Raw genomic sequence first — 16,256 nt, 5'->3', positions numbered from 1 at the left:
CGCTTCCTCTCAGGTGTCCTTTTCGATACGGGCAATGAGATCACGCGACTTCGCCGGGCTGAGGGCACAGGCCTCCATAAGGTCCAGAACCTTCTGGTACCTCACCAGTTGCGCGTGGGCGTCAAGGAACTCGGAGCCGTGGTACGTGTCGAGCTGCACAGTGTCGAGTTGGGGCACGACCTCGGAGCAGTAGACGATGGACTGCCCGGAGCCGGGGAACGTGCCCGCACCGAAGGGAATCACGAGGACCGAGACATTCTCGCGGGTGCTGGCCTCGATGAGGTGTCTGTGCTGTGCGCGGGCCACGGCCGACCCACCGAACCCCATCCGCAGGGCTGCCTCATGGATGATCGCTGTGAGCGGGATCGCCCGCTGGCCGTAGACGACGGCCTGCCGTTTGATCCGGTACGACACCCGGTGCTCCACGTCGGGTGGCGTCAGAGATGGTACGACGTTGCTGGCGAGCACACGTGCGTGGTCGGCGGTCTGGAGCAGGCCGGGGATGTGAATCACCGAGGCGATGCGCATCGCCGTGGCGTGGTGTTCCGTTTCAGCAAGATCGAGCATGTTCGGCGGCAGGATGTCGCGGTATTCCTCCCACCACCCCCGGGGCCGCCTGCCCGTCATGCCGGCGAGAGCGTCGATCAGGTTCTGGTCCGTGCATGTGTACGCCCGGGCGAAGGCGCGGACGCGCTCAGCGCTCACCGCGTAGCGACCCGCTTCGATTCGGCTCATGTGGCCCTGGTTCACACCGACGAGGGCTGCGGCGGCGGTTGAGCTGAGCCCGGCGTTCTCGCGGAGTTTGCGCAGCTCAAACCCAAGGCGCTGCTGACGCAACGTCGGGGTGCCACTCGATGCCATCGCGATCCTCTCGTTCACTACCAGGAGTGATATGGCAAGTCTTCAATTGGATTCATGGAAACTATGCCATGTTGACGCTACCGTATGACATGGATCAGTTACCAAAGGTGCTGGCCGTTGGCTCAACCATGCCTTCAGGCAGGAGACTTCCATGACTGCTGAGCCCTCGCAAAACCCCCGCCCGGCCATGCTCGCGCCGACCGTTCCCGACCCCTTCGACCAGGAGCTGTGCGGGCTCGTACTCGACACCGCACCCCGACTGTTCGCCGTCGTGCAGGTGTGCGGCGAGGGCCCCGCAGACGCCGACGGGTGGGTCGTGGCCTGGGGGCTCGTCGATCGTGACGGGCCGACACACGTGATCGGCATCGACGGGCGGGCGCGGATGACCCTCCCATCTCCCGATCGAGCCTTGCGCCATTTTGCTGGGCGCCCGGGGATCACCGCGCGGCTGGTCTGGCTCGCGCAGCCGGGAGCTGCCGGGTTGGACCGGCCCGAAGCCGCTTGATCTTCGGCCTGATGGTGCATCTGTCGGCGAAGGAGCAGGCATGAACGGGTCGCAAGGGATGCGGCGGGCTCGGATCTTGGTCGCGGGCCCACCCGGTGTGCGTTGATCATTTGTTTCCCCTGGTTTAGGGCGGCCCGGCCGTTGTCGGCCGGGCCGCCCACCTCTCGCTGCGATTGCAGGTCAGGCCAGATGGGAGCAGCACTCCCGCGACTCTGATAACGGCGGCCCCGGCCCCCTTGGCCGGCGCCGCCGCCTTCGCCTTCGACTTCCAGCGGGGTGGGTGGAGTACTCAATGCCTGGGTGGGCCCGCGTCCAATGACGCGGGCCCACCTTTCTCATCCGCTCCATGTCCGCCCTGCAGTACATTCCGCGCCCCGCCGCGATCACGATCGCGGCGGGGCGGCGAAAGGAGCTTTGATTGACCTTCAACCTTCCCGCCTTCTGCGCAGAAAGTCGGCCTGACCGACTTCCTGCGCAGCTGCCCGGACATTCCGTCGCCGCTTCGGCCGCGCCGAAGCGGCGACGGGAGACAGGGCTGACGGCAAGGTCAGGGACATCCTTGACCCCGGCCCCAAATTTCTACTCTCCGGTGACCTTTCTTTGGGCGGCGGACTCCTCGCCCGAGGAGGCCGCCGCGCCTGTTTTCAGCAGCAGCCGATCTGCCCTTGATCCTGCCCGCCTCGCCGCCCAGGCGAGGCGGGCAGGATCAGTAGAGCATTTCCCTATTCAGCCCCATGGCTGGGCGTTCCTTGTGGGGTGGCCCCTCGATTCACCGAGAGGCCACACTACAATTCCTGCCTTCTTTTATGCTTCGTTCTTTGGTGCGCTGCCCCTCCTTGTTCAAGGAGGGGCAGCGCATTTATTTTTATATAAATTTCTTTTTTGAAGCTGAGCCAGCGCGAGCCCCGCCCCCACTAGAACCCAAGCCAGTGGGGCGGGGCTCTGCCGTGTCCGGTAACGCTTCGGCATCCACCGAGCTGCGGACCATTGACACTCCGCTGACGGGGCCCGTACGGTCCTTCCCAAGCGACTGGAAACTTTCCTAACAGTTCGGGTCCCCAGGCTCGACGGCGCCCCTCGTCGCCCCCCACCAGCCGAAAGAGGAGGATTCGCGCGTGACCAAGAACACCGCCAAGGCCCCTCTCGCCGGTACCCCCAGCCTGCTGCGCGCCATCAACGACCGCGCCGCCCTCGAACTGCTGCTGGAGAACGGCCCGCTCTCCCGCACCCAGATCGGCACCCTGACCGGACTCTCCAAGCCCACCGCCTCCCAGCTGCTGGGCCGCCTGGAGGCGGCCGGACTGGTCCTGCCGGTCGGCACCACCGCGGGCGGCCCCGGCCCCAACGCGCAGCTCTACCAGGTGAATCCGGCCGCCGCCCACGTCGCGGGGCTGGACGTCACCAACAGTGAGATCCGGGTCGCCGTCGCCGACATCACCGGCGCCACGCTGGCCGAGCACACCGTGCCGACCAAGGGCGTCCCGGCCGCCGAGACCGTCGCCAAGGTCGCCGCCGCCGTCGCCGGGACCGTCCGCGCCGCCGGACTCGCCGAGGGCGACCTGCACGCCGCCGTGATCGGCGTCGGTGGCGCCCCCGACCCGGTCACCGGCAAGCTGCGCTACGCCTCCCACCTGCCCGGCTGGCACTCGCCGCGGCTGGTCGAGGAGCTGTCCGAGGCGATCGGCGCGTCCGTGTCGATCGAGAACGACGTGAACCTCGCCGCCGTCGCCGAGCAGTCCTCCGGCGCGGCCCGGGGCTGCGAGGACTTCGTCCTCCTCTGGGCCGGTACGGGCACCGGCGCCGCGATCGTCATCGCCGGCCGGCTGCACCGCGGTTTCACCGGCGGCGCCGGGGAGGTCGGCTACATGCCGGTGCCCGGTTCACCGGTCGTGCGGGACGTGCGCCGCCGCAACTTCGGCGGGTTCCAGGACCTGGTCGGCACACCCGCCGTCCGGACCCTGGCCCGCGAACACGGGCTCGGCGCGCCCACCGCCGAGGAGTCGATCGCCAAGGCCCTGGAGACCCCGGGCGCCGGCGACGCGTTCCTCGCCGAGCTGGCGGCCCGGCTCGCCGTCGGACTGGCCGCGATCGTCGCCGTCGTCGACCCCCAACTGGTGGTCCTCTCCGGCGCGGTGCCCAGCGCGGGCGGCGAACGCCTGCGCGCGCTCGTCGAGGACGAGCTGGCCCGGCTCTCCATGGCCAGACCGGAAGTCCGCAGCAGCGCCCTGTCCGGCTCGCCCGTCCTGCTCGGCGCCCTGCAACGCGCCCTGGCGGACGCCCGCGAGGCGGTCTTCTCCACGCACTGACGCGCCCCCCTGACACCACCCGCCGCCACCGCTCCCCCGCCACCCCGCACGCACCCTGCACCCACCTCTCCCCACCCCCGAACGCGGGCCCCGAGGCAATGACGCCTGTCCGCGCACCCCCAGGAGGACCTCGAAGTGCACTCCACCACCTCCCGCAGAGGCCGCCGCACGATCGCCGCCATCACCGGCAGCGCCGTCCTGGCCCTGCTCGCCACCGCCTGCACCGGCAGCAACGACGCCGGCGGCAACGACGACTCGGCCAGCGGCAAGGACGTCACCATCACCTTCTGGCACGGCTGGAGCCAGGACAACGAGGTGAAGGCGATCAACGACAACATCGCCGCCTTCGAGAAGGCCCACCCGAACATCCACGTCAAGGCCGTCGCCAACATCGCGGACGACAAGGTCAACCAGGCGCTGCGGGCCGGCGGCGACGACGCACCGGACGTGGTGTCCTCCTTCACCACCAACAACGTCGGCATGTTCTGTTCGACCAAGTCCTTCGCCGACCTCAAGCCCTTCCTGGACAAGAGCGGCATCGACACGGCCCGGACCTTCCCGTCCGCGATGCTCAGCTACACGCAGTTCCAGGGCAACCAGTGCTCGCTGCCGCTGCTCGGCGACGCCTACGGCCTCTACTACAACAAGAAGGCCTTCGCCGACGCGGGCATCACCGCCCCGCCGAAGACCTTCAGCGAGTTCGCCGCCGACGCCGTCAAGCTGACCGTCAACGACGGCGACAGCTACAAGCAGCTGGGCTTCATGCCGCTGTACCACGGCTACGAGTCCACCACCGAGCACTTCCTCGGCCAGTACGGGCCCACCTACTTCAACGCCGACGGCAAGTCGGCCGTCGCGACCGACCCCAAGGTCGCCCAGATGCTCACCTGGCAGAAGAGCATGGTCGACAAGCTCGGCGGCTACGCCAAGCTGGACAAGTACCGCTCCACCTTCGGCGAGGAGTTCAGCGCCAAGAACCCCTTCCACACCGGCCAGGTCGCGATGGCCATCGACGGCGAGTGGCGCACCACCTCGCTCGCCGAGAACAAGCCCGACTTCGACTGGGCCACCGCGCCGTTCCCCGTCCCGGACGACCAGGCCGACTCCTGGGGCCGCGGCTACCAGACCGGCACCATCATCGGCATCGCCAGCGGCAGCAAGAAGCAGGCCGCCGCCTGGGAACTGGTCAAGTACCTGACCACCGACACCGACGCGGTCGTCAACTTCGCCAACGCGATCCACAACGTGCCGAGCACCTTCGACGCGCTCAACTCACCGAAGCTGGTCAGCGACCCGAACTTCAAGACCTTCCTGGACATCGCCAAGCACCCGCAGTCGGGCACCACCCCGGCGAGCGTCAACGGCGGCGGCTACATCGTCTCGCTGCAGAACCTCGGCTACGACTACGAGTCCGGCAAGCAGGGCGACCTCGCGGCCGGCCTGGCGGCCACCGCCAAGGAGATCGACGCCGCCATCGCCCAGGCCAAGTAGCGGCCAAGGTCCACGGAGCTCCCATGTCACTCGCGTTCGGCACCCGCAAGGGCACCGGATCGCCCGCCCCGGCGGCGCCCTCCACGCAGCACCTGCTGCGCCGGAAGCGCCGCCGGGAGGCGGCCCGCACCCTCGCCTTCCTCTCCCCCTGGCTGATCGGCTTCAGCGTCTTCTTCCTGTACCCGCTGATCTCGACCATCTACTTCTCCCTGACCAAGTACAACGGCTTCGGCGCCCCCACCTTCAGCGGCCTCAAGAACTGGGACTACGTCTTCAACGACCTCCCGGCGTTCTGGCAGGGCCTGCGCAACACCCTGTGGCTGGTCGTCATCATGGTGAGCCTGCGGGTGGTGTTCGGACTCGGCATCGGACTGCTCATCACCAAGGTCAAGACCGGCGTGGGCTTCTTCCGCACCGTGTTCTACCTGCCGTACCTGGCACCGCCGGTGGCCGCCACCGTCGCCTTCGCCTTCCTGCTCAACCCCGGCACCGGCCCGGTCAACCACCTGCTCGGCGAACTGGGGCTGCCGCAGCCCGGCTGGTTCTCGGACCCGACCTGGTCCAAGCCCGCGCTCACCCTGCTCGCCATGTGGGGCATCGGCGACCTGATGGTCATCTTCATGGCCTCGCTGCTCGACGTCCCCAAGGAGCAGTACGAGGCGGCCGAACTGGACGGCGCCGGGCCCTTCCAGCGCTTCCGGTACGTCACGCTGCCGAACATCTCGCCGATCATCATGTTCTCGGTGGTCACCGGGGTCATCCAGACCATGCAGTACTACACCCAGGCGATCGTCGCCGGGAAGGTCGCCGGCGGCATCGCGGGCAACTCCGGCCAGCAGTTCGAACCGGGCTACCCGCAGGGCTCCACCTGGACCCTGCCGCAGATGGTCTACAACCTCGGCTTCCAACGCTTCAACTACGGCGCGGCCTGCGTCGTCGCCCTGGTGCTGTTCGTCATCTCGATGGCCGTCACCTCGATCCTGCTCCGCCGCAAGTCCGGCTTCATGGCGAGCGACGACTAGGGCGTGTCTGACAGACACGCCCTAACGGACCCAGCGGACCAGTGAGGACCCCATCATGACGCTCAGCTCCACGCTCACCAAGGCGCCGTCCCCGGCCGGCGCCTCCGGCACCGGCGGCGCCGCCGCCCGGGTCGCCCGTCGCCGCGCGCTGCTCAACTGGGTGGCCGTGCACTCCCTGGCGATCGCCGCCGCGCTCTTCTTCCTGCTGCCGTTCGTGTTCGCCTTCCTCACCTCGGTGATGACGGACCAGCAGGCGCTCACCACCGACTACTGGCCCACCTCCTGGGAGTGGGGCAACTACGGCAAGGTCTGGGACACCCCCGGCTTCCTGACCTGGTGGCGCAACACCCTGCTCTACGCCGGCCTCGGCACCGTGCTGACCATCGTCTCCAGCCTGCCGGTCGCCTACGCGCTCGCCAAGTTCCGCTTCCGGGGCCGCAACCTCGCGCTGATGGCCGTCATCGCCATGATGATGCTCCCGCCGCAGGTCACCGTCATCCCGATGTACCTGTTCTGGGCGAAGCAGCTCGGTCTCGGCGGCTCGCTCTGGCCGCTGATCATCCCGATGGCCTTCGGCGACGCGTTCTCGATCTTCCTGCTGCGCCAGTTCCTGCTGACCATCCCCAAGGAGTACATCGAGGCCGCCCGGATCGACGGCTGCGGCGACCTGCGCACCCTGCTCAAGGTCGTCCTGCCGATGGCCAAGCCGGCCATCGCCGCCGTCGCGCTGTTCCAGTTCTTCTACTGCTGGAACGACTACTTCGGCCCGCAGATCTACGCCAGCAACAACCACGACGCGTGGACCCTCTCGTACGGCCTGGAGTCGTTCAAGGGCGCCCACCACACCAACTGGAACCTCACCATGGCCGCCACCCTCCTCGTGATGGCGCCGGTGATCATCCTCTTCTTCTTCGCACAGAAGGCCTTCATCGAAGGCGTGACACTGACAGGGGTCAAGGGCTGATGTCCGCACTCAAGTTGGCAATCGTCGGCGGCGGTTCGACGTACACCCCGGAGCTGATCGACGGCTTCGCCCGGCTCCGCGACACCCTGCCGATCGGCGAGCTGGTGCTCATCGACCCGGCCGCCGAACGCCTGGAACTGATCGGCGGACTCGCCCGGCGGATCTTCGCCAAGCAGGGGCACGGCGCGGTCGTCACCACGACCACGGACCTGGCGGCGGGCGTCGCCGACGCCGACGCCGTCCTGCTCCAGCTGCGCGTCGGCGGCCAGGCCGCCCGCAACCAGGACGAGACCTGGCCGCTGGAGTGCGGCTGCGTCGGCCAGGAGACCACCGGCGCCGGCGGCCTCGCCAAGGCGCTGCGCACCGTCCCGGTCGTCCTCGACATCGCCGAGAAGGTCCGGCGCACCAACCCAGACGCCTGGATCGTCGACTTCACCAACCCCGTCGGCATCGTCACCCGCGCCCTGCAGAACGCCGGCCACAAGGCCGTCGGCCTGTGCAACGTCGCCATCGGCTTCCAGCGCAAGTTCGCGACCCACCTCGGCGTCGACCCGGAGCTGATCCGCCTCGACCACGTCGGCCTCAACCACCTCACCTGGGAGCGCGGCGTCACCCTGCTCGACGCGCCCGGGGCCGCCACCGGCCGGGAGGTGCTGCCGGAGCTGCTGTCCTCCTTCGGCAAGGAGATCGCCGAGGACCTGCACCTGCCGCAGCCCGTCATCGAGCGCCTCGGCGTCGTGCCGTCCTACTACCTGCGCTACTTCTACCAGCACGACGCGGTCGTCGAGGAGCTCAAGGTGCAGGGCTCGCGGGCCGCCCAGGTCTCCGAGATCGAGCGGCAGCTGCTGGAGATGTACGCCGACCCGACCCTCGACACCAAGCCGGAACTCCTCGGCAAGCGCGGCGGCGCGTTCTACTCCGAGGCCGCGGTCCAGCTGATCGCCGCGCTGCTCGGCACCGGCGGCGCGACCTCCGTGCAGGTCGTCAACGCGCGGAACGACGGCGTGCTGCCGTTCCTGCCCGACGACGCCGTCATCGAGGTCCCGGCCGAGGTCGACGCCGACGGCGTCCGGCCGCTCCCGCAGCGGGCCGTCGAGCCGCTGTACGCCGGCCTCATCGCCGCCGTCACCTCGTACGAGCACCTCGCGCTCGACGCCGCCCTGCACGGCGGCCGCGACCGGGTCTTCGACGCCCTGCTCGCCCACCCGCTGGTCGGCCAGATCGATCTCGCCGACCAGCTCACCGATCGGCTGCTCGCCCACAACCGCGAGCACCTCGCCTGGGCCTGACGCCCACCGAGCCGCCCGGCCCGCGATATGAGGGTGTCGCGGGCCGGGCACGGCGAGGAGACCGACCACCCCCGGCCGGGGACAACGCCACGGCCGGGCCACGTACGAGCCGCGGGGACCTGATGACCCACCAGCCCGAACCACTCCTGCCCGGCGTTCTCGCCATCGACGCCGGCAACTCCAAGACCGACGTCGCCCTGATCGGCGTCGACGGCACCGTCCACGGCACCGCCCGCGGCGGCGGCTTCGCACCCCAGAAGATCGGCGGCGCCGCCGCCGTCGCCGGCCTCGTCCCGCTGGTCGAGCAGGCCGCCGCGGCGGCCGGCCACCCCGCCTGGAGCGGTGTCCTCACCAGCCACGTCAGCGCCTGCCTGGCCAACGCCGACCTGCCCGTCGAGGAAGAAGCCCTGCGCACCGCTCTGGAGTCCCACCCCTGGGGCGCCAGCAACACCGTCGTGAACGACACCTTCGGCCTGCTGCGGGCCGGCACCGACGGCCCGCGCGGCGTCGCCGTCGTCTGCGGCGCCGGCATCAACTGCGTCGGCCTGCTGCCCGACGGCCGCACCGCCCGGTTCCCCGCCCTCGGCGAGCTCACCGGCGACTGGGGCGGCGGTGGCGGCCTCGCCGTCACCAGCATGTGGCACGCCGTCCGCCACGAGGACGGCCGCGGCGGCCCCACCGCGCTCTCCCGCGCCATCGCCGAACACTTCGGCCTGCCCAGCGCCGGCGCCGTCGCCGAGGCCGTCCACCTCGGGCACCTGCCGAACAGCCGGCTGCACGAGATCGTCCGGGTGCTGTTCGCCGCCGCCGAGACGGGCGACGAGGTCGCGCTGGGGCTGATCGACCGCCAGGCCGACGAGATCGTCCGGCTCGCCGTCGTCGCCCTGCGGCGGCTGGAACTGCTCGACTCGCCGACCCCGGTCGTGCTCGGCGGCGGCGTGCTCGCCTCCCGGCAGCCGCTGCTGCTCGACAACGTGACCGCCCGGCTGGCCGAGGCCGCGCCGCTCGCCGAACCGCGGGTCGTCGTCGCAGCGCCCGTCCTGGGCTCGGCGCTGCTCGGGCTCGACCACCTCGACGCGGGCGCCGAGGCCCAGGCCCGGCTGCGCCGGGCGTACGAGGCGCAACGGCCCGTCGCCGCCTGACGGTTCCCCCCCAAGACCCCCGCCCCCGCCGGATCCGCACATCCGACGGGGGCGGGAACCACGGACCGTGCACCGGTCGTGTACCTGGGTGACGACGGCGACCGCCAGCGGGGAGACTAGTGCCATGGCCGTGCCTCGAACCCTCCTCGCCGCTCTGCTGTGCTGTAGTGCCGCAGCCGCCCTCGCCGCCTGCACCCCCGCCGACTCCGCGCCCACCGTCGCGGCCGCCTCCGCCGCCGCGGTCGCCGACGGGGCCTACGACGACGAGGACGACCTGCTGGACGACGACCTCGCCGACCCCGAGCCCAGCATGGACACCGCCTCCGTCCCCGCCGCCCCCACCGCCGAGTGCGCCACCCCGACCCCGACCGAACTCCCCGGCCACACCGTCCTCCTGGTCGTCGCGGTGGAGGAGAACGACCTCACCGCCCAACCCGCCCGCTACCTCTGCGACGAGGCCCGCTACGACGCGGCGGGCACCGCGGAGCACTACGGCTTCGCCACGGCGGGAGTCGAGGCCACCCTGGTGGACCGCGCGCACGGGGACCCGGTCAGACCGGTCCGGCTGGACGCGGTGATCAGCCACCTCGACGACTGCCTGGCGGGCCGCGACCCCGGCTCGCCCTACGGGTGCTTCGGGAACGCGTACGACGTGGTGCTGGACTCGCACGGGCGGATCATGCGGATCGGGGAGCTGGCCGTGCCGTAGGCGGTTCACTCGGGTTCACTCGGCGGCTCACGGTCCCGTGGGCGGTTCCCTCGGGGCTCACGGTCCCGTGGGCGCCGCACCGTCGCGCGGGGGGCTCAGGCCGGGGCGACGAGGCCGAACTCGTAGGCCTGGATGACCAGGTGGACCCGGTCGCGGGCGTCGAGCTTGGTGAACAGCCGGGCCACGTGCGCCTTAGCGGTGGCCACGCTGATGGTGAGCTCCTCGGCGATCTCGGTGTTGGAGAGTCCGCGGCCGACCAGGGTCAGCACCTCGCGCTCGCGCTCGGTGATCCCGTCGACGGCCGTCCGGCCGGTCCGGACCGCGGCGGGCTGCGGGCGGGCGGCGAACTCGCCGATCAGGCGGCGGGTGATGCTCGGGGCGATCAGGGCGTCCCCGGCCGCGACGACCCGGACGCCGTCCAGGATGGTCTCCAGGGCGAGGTCCTTGACCAGGAAGCCGCTCGCGCCGGCGCGCAGCGCGCCGTACACGTAGTCGTCGTCGTCGAAGGTGGTGAGGACCAGGACGTGGGTCGGCAGGTCAGGGGTGGCGGTGATCCGGCGGGTGGCCTCGATGCCGTCCATGCCGGGCATCCGGATGTCCATCACGGCGACGTCGGGGCGCAGCCTGGCGGCGAGTTCGACCGCCTCGGCGCCGTTGCCGGCCTCGCCGACGACCTCCAGGTCCGGGGTGTCGGCGATGAGCACGCGCAGGCCGGTGCGGATGAGCGGCTGGTCGTCGACCAGGAGGACGCGGATCATGGTGAGACCTCCACGGGGAGCGGCAGTCGGGCGGCGACCTGGAAGCCGCCGTCGGGGCGCGGTCCGGCGCTGAACTGGCCGTGCAGCAGGCCGACCCGCTCGCGCATGCCGGCGATGCCGTAGCCGGAGCCCGCGGACGGCCCGGTGGTGCCGGCGCCGAGGTCGACGACGGTGACGGCGAGTTGCTCCGGGCCGTAGTCGACGGTGACGTGGCAGTCCCGGGTGCCCGCGTGCTTGACCACGTTGGTGACCGACTCCTGGACGATGCGGTAGGCGGCGAGGTCCACCTCGGGCGGCAGCGCGCGGGGTTCGCCCCGGCGGGTGAGCGCGACCCGGACTCCGGCGCCGGCCGTCTTCTCGACCAGCCGGTCCAACTCGCCCAGCCCCGGGGCGACCTCCAGCGGCGCGGACTCCGGCTCGCCCTGGCGCAGTGCGCCGAGCATCCGGCGCAGGCCGGCCAGGGTCTCCCGGCTGGTGTCCTCGATGGCGTTCAGCGCGTTGCGGGTCTCGGCGGGCTGGGTGTCCATGACCCGGCTGCCCATGCCGGCCTGGATCGCGATGATGCCGATGTTGTGCGCGACCATGTCGTGCAACTCGCGGGCGATCCGCAGCCGTTCGGCGGTGATCGCCTGCTCGGTGGCGCGGCCGCGCAGCGCCTCGGCGTGCGCGCGGTTCTGCCGGACGGTGTTGCCGACCAGCCAGGCGATCGCGGCGGTGGAGGCGACCGCGGCCTGGGCGAACAGGTCGGTGGGGTAGTCGCTCGCCAGGCGCCAGGCCGCCATGGCGGCCACCACGGCGACCGGCATCGCGGCGGCGCACAGCGACACGGCCCGGGAGCGGGTGGCCGCGCAGTAGCCGATCGCCGCCTCGGCGAGCAGCAGCTGCACCGCGGCCGTCTCCTGGATCCGCATGCCGATCGTGAAGACGCACGCCGCGAGCGGGATCGCGACCGCCAGCAGCGGCAGGCGGACCAGCAGCGACGCCATCAGGACGGTGACCACCGCGGTGACCAGCAGCGGCATGTCCTCGACATTGCCGTTGTAGCGGAACAGGTGGGCCAGTTCGTCGTCCCGTTGGAAGCAGCGGACCCCGACGACCGTCACCCAGAACGCCGCCACCCACGCGGCCGGCGGCAGGCGCCTAAGCAGGGGCGGACGAGGGTTGATGATCACCGTCCGATGGTAGCGGCGGCCCGCGGGCCGGTGCATTGGCCCGTGGGCGTAATCCCTGGGGCCGGTCCGGCGGCCACCGGTTGTGGCCCGCGGCCCGATGTCCGGGCGGGGCCCCGGGCGGCACCGTGGTCCCCGTGATCGAGATCGAGCGACTGACCAAGCGGTACGGCGCCACCACGGCCGTCGACCAGTTGACCTTCACCGTCCAGCCGGGCACCGTCACCGGCTTCCTGGGCCCCAACGGCGCCGGGAAGTCCACCACCCTGCGCATGATCCTGGGCCTCAACACCCCCACCGAGGGGACCGTCACCGTGGACGGGGTGCCCTTCGCGAACCGGCCGCGCGGCCTGCGCCACGTCGGCGCCCTCCTGGACGCCCAGGACGTGCACGGCGGGCGCAGCGCCCGGGCCCACCTGTCGGCGCTCGCCCGGGGCAACCGCATCCCGCTCGGGCGGGTGGACGAGGTGCTCGCCGAGGTCGGACTCGGCAAGGCCGCCGGGCGCCGGATCGGCGGCTACTCGCTGGGCATGAAGCAGCGGCTCGGCATCGCCGGTGCGCTGCTGGGCGACCCGCCGGTGCTGCTGTTCGACGAGCCGCTCAACGGGCTCGACCCGGAGGGCGTGCTGTGGGTGCGCGGGCTGTTCCGCCGCCTCGCCGAGGAGGGCCGGACGGTGTTCGTCTCCAGCCACATGATGGCGGAGATGGAGCACACCGCCGACCGGCTGGTGGTGATCGGCCGGGGCCGGCTGATCGCCGACGAGAGCCTGGCGGAGTTCTCCGCCCGCAACGCGGTGACCTCGGTGGCCGTCCGTACGCCCGAACTGGCCGCGCTGGCGCAGGTGTTGCGGGCAGAGGGGGCGAGCGTACGGCGGGCGGAGCCGGAGGTGGGTGTGGTGACCGGCCTGCCCGCCGCCCGGATCGGCGAGCTCGCCCTCCGGCACGGCCTGGTGCTGCACGAGCTCACCACCCGTACCTCGTCCCTGGAGTCGGCGTTCATGTCCCTGACCGCCGACAGCGTCGAATACCTGGCAGGAGAAGCCCGATGAGCGCGACCACCCTCTCCCCCGTCCGGCCCGGCGGCACCCGCCCGGCCGAGCCGAGGCCGCGGTTCGCCGACCTGCTCGCCGCCGAGTGGATCAAACTGCGCTCGCTGCGGTCCACGTACTGGGTGCTGGCCCTCGCCTCGCTGGCCGCGATCGCGATCAACCTGAACGCCGTCCACACCGACCTGACCTACATCGACCATCCGCCCGCACCGATACCCGGCTTCCCCCCGTACCGGTACGACCCGCTCCACCACGGCCTCAACAGCATCTCCGCCGCGCTGATGGCCGTCGCCGCCGGCAGCCTCGGTGCGATCACCGTGTTCGGCGAGTACACCACCGGCATGATCCGCACCACCTTCGCCGCCGTGCCCGACCGCCGGGGCGTGGCCGCGGCCAAGGTGGTGCTGATCGCCGGCCTCACCTCGCTGGCCGGCGCCGTCGTGTCCGCGGCGTCCTTCTTCGGCAGCAACGCCATGCTGGCCTCCCGGCACGTCGGGCTCTCCCTCACCGACGAGGGCTGCCTGGGAGCCGTCCTCGGCTACGCGGCGATCGTGCCCGTCTGCGCGCTGATCGGCATGGCCCTCGGCGCCCTGCTGCGGCACGCCACCGCCTCGATCGTCTCGCTGGTCATGCTGCTGCTCATCGTGCCGATGATGTTCGGCGGCGACCGCTACCGTCTGCTGAAGGAGATCGGCAACCACCTGCCGCTCTCCGCCGAGGTGCGGCTGACCTTCAACCCCAACTCCTCGACGACGATGGGCAAGTACGCGCCGAGCGTGCTGGACTCCTGGATCACCCTGGGGGCCTGGGCGGCCGTCGCACTGACGGTGACGGTGGTCCTGATGCGGCGGCGGGACGTGTAGGACCCGTACGGCTGACGGCTCACGGCGTGCGGCTCCTCGAACCGTTCGCCCCCGTCACCGCCGAGCAGGCCCTGGCTCACCTCCACGCCGCCACCACCGCGGCTGACTGCCCCCGGAGCCGCCGTCGCGGCTCCGGGGCCGGATGCGTCAGAGGGCGGGGGCGGCGGCCTTGGTGCGGAAGGCGCCGAGGGTGGTGGCGGGGACGCCGCAGGCGGGGAGGAAGGAGGCGGCGCCGCCGTGGCGGGTGCGGACGCCGTCGAGGAAGACGGCCATGGCTTCGGCCGGGGCCTGCAGGAGCGGGGCGGGGATGCTGAGTTCACGGCCCTGGGAGTCGGTGACGCGGGCCTGGCGGTCGTTGAGGGCGGTGCGGTGGCGCTCGGCGAGGCCGGCGAAGATCTGCGGCAGGGCGTCGGCGGTGCGGGCGTAGTCGGCGACGATCCGTTCGGCGGGCACGTCGAGGAGGTCCAGCAGCAGAGCGGTCAGCAGGCCGGTGCGATCCTTGCCGGCGGCGCAGTGCAGCAGGACGGCGCCCGGGCGGGCGGCGGCCTCGACGGCGGCGGCGACGGCCTCGGGCGCGGACTCGGCCAGCAGCACGTAGTAGTCGCCGAGGTCGGCGGCGGTGGCCATGGTGCGCATGCGCGCGGCGAGGTCGTCGGTGGTGGGGTTGACCGGGGCCGCGACGACGGCTATCCCGGCGGCCTCGGCGGCGGCCCAGTCGGCGGGGTCGGTCTCGCGGGTGTCGCGCAGGTCGACGATGGTGCGGATGTCGCAGGCGCGCAGCTGGGCGACGGTGGCCTCGTCGGCGGCCGGGAAGGGCTGGGCGGAGCGGTACAGCACGCCGGGGCGGATCCGCCGGCCCTCGGGGTCACTGAGGACGGCGGGGTCGCGGAAGTTGACCAGGGACATGCGCGAGGCCTTTCGGTGGAGCCACAGGAGGAGGGGCCGGACATCTAGACGTCTAGATGTCTAGTCTCTCCCCCGGGCGTCGGGCAAACCGCGCCCGCCCGCACCCCTTCATCCCACCCCCGCGCGCGGCTCCCGTCGACCCGGGAAGCGGGCGCGGCGGCCCGGCGGGCGCGGGCGGCGGGCGGCGGGCGGCGGGCGGCGGTCCGGCGGGCGGCGGTCCGGCGGGCGGCGGTCCGGCGGGCCGGCGGGCAGCGGTCCGGCGGCGGGCCCGGGGCTTCGTAGGATCGGGCCTGTGGCGACGAACCCTCCCAAGACCCCGCTCTACCGCCGGCTGGCCCGGCGGCTCCAGGAGCGGATCGACGCCGGCGCGTACCCGGCGGGCACCCGGATGCCGAGCGAGCCCGAGCTGAGCGCCGAGTTCGGGGTGAACCGGCTGACCGTCCGGCAGGCGGTCGCGGAGCTGGAGCGGGCCGCCGTGGTGGAGATCCGGCGGGGCGTGGGCACGTTCGTCCGCGCGCCGGCCGTCCGCGTCTCGATCGCGGTGGATCCGCGCAGCCAGCGGTTCGACCTGGGCAGCGTGCACGCCGCGCTCCCCGGCACGGCGGACGGCGGGTCCGCGGACGGCGACGTCACGGGCGACGAACTCACGGACGACGGGTTCACGGACGACGGGTTCACGGACGGCGAGTTCGTGCTGGGCGCCCCACCGGTGTCCGGGTCGGCGGAGGACGAGGAGGCGGCCCGCCAGCTGGACCGGGCTCCGGCGGAGCTGTCCCGGGTGGACACGGTGATCCGGCTCGGCGGACGGGCCCGGGCGGTGTGCAGCTACTGGGTGCCGTTCGGCCCGCTACCGGGCACCCTGGTGCGGCCCGGCCGGCCCGGGAACCTGGTGCTGGACCTGGCCCGGGCGGCCGGGGTGGAGCTGGAGTACGACTGGCGGGCGTTCGGCGCGATCGGCGCGGACCTGGCCGACGCCGAACTGCTGGACGTCCCCGCCGGCACCCCGCTGCTGGTGCGCGAAGGGGTCAGCTGCACCCCGGACGGCGCTCCGGCGCTGTACGTCCGGCGGCGGATCGACGGCAGCAGCGCGCGCTTCGTCCTGAACTTCCGCGAGCCACGACCGGAGCCACGACCGGAGCGGCGATCGGAGCAGCCGCCGGAGCCCCCGCCGGGGCCGCCGTCCGGCCCGCGATAGCCCCAGGTCAGACCGCCGGCCCCGGGA

Annotated in this window: 15 protein-coding genes; 11 read left to right on the top strand and 4 right to left on the bottom strand. The window is 71.9% G+C overall.

Translation table 11 applies throughout. From position 1 onward, the window contains the following. Positions 1-9: 9 nt before the first annotated feature. Complete coding sequence (locus ACIOJE_RS31805; protein WP_400781034.1) at positions 10-861, bottom strand: helix-turn-helix domain-containing protein; 852 nt, start codon at positions 859-861, stop codon at positions 10-12. Positions 862-1,012: 151 nt separating this feature from the next. Here ACIOJE_RS31805 and ACIOJE_RS31800 point away from each other — a divergent pair, with 151 nt between their 5' ends. The 8 genes from ACIOJE_RS31800 to ACIOJE_RS31765 all read left to right on the top strand — a co-directional run bounded on the left by ACIOJE_RS31800 (position 1,013) and on the right by ACIOJE_RS31765 (position 10,289). Continuing rightward, entirely contained in the window at positions 1,013-1,366 is a 354-nt protein-coding gene (locus ACIOJE_RS31800; protein WP_400780984.1) for a hypothetical protein, read from the top strand. A gap of 1,115 nt (positions 1,367-2,481) precedes the next feature. Continuing rightward, positions 2,482-3,672 (top strand): ROK family transcriptional regulator, encoded by a 1,191-nt coding sequence (locus ACIOJE_RS31795; protein ID WP_400780981.1) that lies wholly within the window; start codon positions 2,482-2,484, stop codon positions 3,670-3,672. 135 nt (positions 3,673-3,807) lie between these two features. After that, positions 3,808-5,163: an ABC transporter substrate-binding protein gene (locus tag ACIOJE_RS31790; RefSeq protein WP_400780979.1), complete on the top strand. Its 1,356-nt coding sequence runs from the start codon at positions 3,808-3,810 to the stop codon at positions 5,161-5,163. A 23-nt stretch (positions 5,164-5,186) separates the two neighbouring features. Further along, positions 5,187-6,185: a sugar ABC transporter permease gene (locus tag ACIOJE_RS31785; protein ID WP_280677908.1), complete on the top strand. Its 999-nt coding sequence runs from the start codon at positions 5,187-5,189 to the stop codon at positions 6,183-6,185. Positions 6,186-6,240: 55 nt separating this feature from the next. Next, positions 6,241-7,149 (top strand): carbohydrate ABC transporter permease, encoded by a 909-nt coding sequence (locus tag ACIOJE_RS31780; protein WP_280677906.1) that lies wholly within the window; start codon positions 6,241-6,243, stop codon positions 7,147-7,149. Then, positions 7,149-8,438: a 6-phospho-beta-glucosidase gene (locus tag ACIOJE_RS31775; RefSeq protein WP_400780976.1), complete on the top strand. Its 1,290-nt coding sequence runs from the start codon at positions 7,149-7,151 to the stop codon at positions 8,436-8,438. The genes ACIOJE_RS31780 and ACIOJE_RS31775 overlap by 1 nt, the downstream gene beginning before the upstream one ends. Before the next feature lie 122 nt (positions 8,439-8,560). Continuing rightward, the gene (locus tag ACIOJE_RS31770) at positions 8,561-9,580 is read left to right on the top strand and encodes an N-acetylglucosamine kinase (protein WP_280677902.1); all 1,020 of its coding nucleotides are present in this window, start codon (positions 8,561-8,563) and stop codon (positions 9,578-9,580) included. Between the two features lie 124 nt (positions 9,581-9,704). After that, positions 9,705-10,289: a hypothetical protein gene (locus ACIOJE_RS31765; RefSeq protein ID WP_400780974.1), complete on the top strand. Its 585-nt coding sequence runs from the start codon at positions 9,705-9,707 to the stop codon at positions 10,287-10,289. Between the two features lie 95 nt (positions 10,290-10,384). Here ACIOJE_RS31765 and ACIOJE_RS31760 read toward each other — a convergent pair whose 3' ends face one another. Both ACIOJE_RS31760 and ACIOJE_RS31755 read right to left on the bottom strand, forming a co-directional pair. Then, positions 10,385-11,047 carry a response regulator gene (locus tag ACIOJE_RS31760; RefSeq protein ID WP_400780971.1) on the bottom strand — a complete coding sequence of 221 codons (663 nt, stop codon included), beginning with the start codon at positions 11,045-11,047 and terminating at the stop codon, positions 10,385-10,387. After that, positions 11,044-12,219 carry a sensor histidine kinase gene (locus ACIOJE_RS31755; protein WP_400780968.1) on the bottom strand — a complete coding sequence of 392 codons (1,176 nt, stop codon included), beginning with the start codon at positions 12,217-12,219 and terminating at the stop codon, positions 11,044-11,046. Before ACIOJE_RS31755 ends, ACIOJE_RS31760 begins: the two co-directional genes overlap by 4 nt. A 134-nt stretch (positions 12,220-12,353) precedes the next feature. Between ACIOJE_RS31755 and ACIOJE_RS31750 the strand changes: the two genes are divergently transcribed. Together ACIOJE_RS31750 and ACIOJE_RS31745 are read left to right on the top strand one after the other, a co-directional pair. Next, positions 12,354-13,265, top strand: a complete 912-nt coding sequence (locus tag ACIOJE_RS31750) for an ABC transporter ATP-binding protein (protein ID WP_280677894.1) — start codon at positions 12,354-12,356, stop codon at positions 13,263-13,265. Beyond that, positions 13,262-14,128, top strand: a complete 867-nt coding sequence (locus ACIOJE_RS31745; protein WP_400780965.1) for an ABC transporter permease — start codon at positions 13,262-13,264, stop codon at positions 14,126-14,128. Before ACIOJE_RS31750 ends, ACIOJE_RS31745 begins: the two co-directional genes overlap by 4 nt. A gap of 147 nt (positions 14,129-14,275) precedes the next feature. On the opposite strand, the gene ACIOJE_RS31740 is transcribed toward ACIOJE_RS31745, so the two are convergent. Continuing rightward, positions 14,276-15,034, bottom strand: coding sequence for a tyrosine-protein phosphatase (locus ACIOJE_RS31740; protein ID WP_280677890.1), 759 nt, complete (start codon positions 15,032-15,034; stop codon positions 14,276-14,278). A gap of 292 nt (positions 15,035-15,326) precedes the next feature. Between ACIOJE_RS31740 and ACIOJE_RS31735 the strand changes: the two genes are divergently transcribed. Then, positions 15,327-16,229, top strand: a complete 903-nt coding sequence (locus tag ACIOJE_RS31735) for a GntR family transcriptional regulator (protein ID WP_400780961.1) — start codon at positions 15,327-15,329, stop codon at positions 16,227-16,229. The last annotated feature ends 27 nt before the right edge of the window (positions 16,230-16,256 follow it).

It is taken from the genome of Kitasatospora sp. NPDC087861 (genome assembly GCF_044742585.1).
Classification (GTDB): Bacteria; Actinomycetota; Actinomycetes; order Streptomycetales; family Streptomycetaceae; genus Kitasatospora.
This window is presented reverse-complemented; position numbering and strand designations above follow the sequence as displayed.

What these genes read in the sequence shown, in the direction of transcription:
- ACIOJE_RS31775 (WP_400780976.1), top strand. Translation starts at nt 7,149, where the DNA reads ATGTCCGCACTCAAGTTGGCAATCGTCGGCGGCGGTTCGACGTACACC.
- ACIOJE_RS31805 (WP_400781034.1), bottom strand. Translation starts at nt 861, where the DNA reads ATGGCATCGAGTGGCACCCCGACGTTGCGTCAGCAGCGCCTTGGGTTT.
- ACIOJE_RS31770 (WP_280677902.1), top strand. Translation starts at nt 8,561, where the DNA reads ATGACCCACCAGCCCGAACCACTCCTGCCCGGCGTTCTCGCCATCGAC.
- ACIOJE_RS31800 (WP_400780984.1), top strand. Translation starts at nt 1,013, where the DNA reads ATGACTGCTGAGCCCTCGCAAAACCCCCGCCCGGCCATGCTCGCGCCG.
- ACIOJE_RS31785 (WP_280677908.1), top strand. Translation starts at nt 5,187, where the DNA reads ATGTCACTCGCGTTCGGCACCCGCAAGGGCACCGGATCGCCCGCCCCG.
- ACIOJE_RS31765 (WP_400780974.1), top strand. Translation starts at nt 9,705, where the DNA reads ATGGCCGTGCCTCGAACCCTCCTCGCCGCTCTGCTGTGCTGTAGTGCC.
- ACIOJE_RS31780 (WP_280677906.1), top strand. Translation starts at nt 6,241, where the DNA reads ATGACGCTCAGCTCCACGCTCACCAAGGCGCCGTCCCCGGCCGGCGCC.
- ACIOJE_RS31745 (WP_400780965.1), top strand. Translation starts at nt 13,262, where the DNA reads ATGAGCGCGACCACCCTCTCCCCCGTCCGGCCCGGCGGCACCCGCCCG.
- ACIOJE_RS31740 (WP_280677890.1), bottom strand. Translation starts at nt 15,034, where the DNA reads ATGTCCCTGGTCAACTTCCGCGACCCCGCCGTCCTCAGTGACCCCGAG.
- ACIOJE_RS31760 (WP_400780971.1), bottom strand. Translation starts at nt 11,047, where the DNA reads ATGATCCGCGTCCTCCTGGTCGACGACCAGCCGCTCATCCGCACCGGC.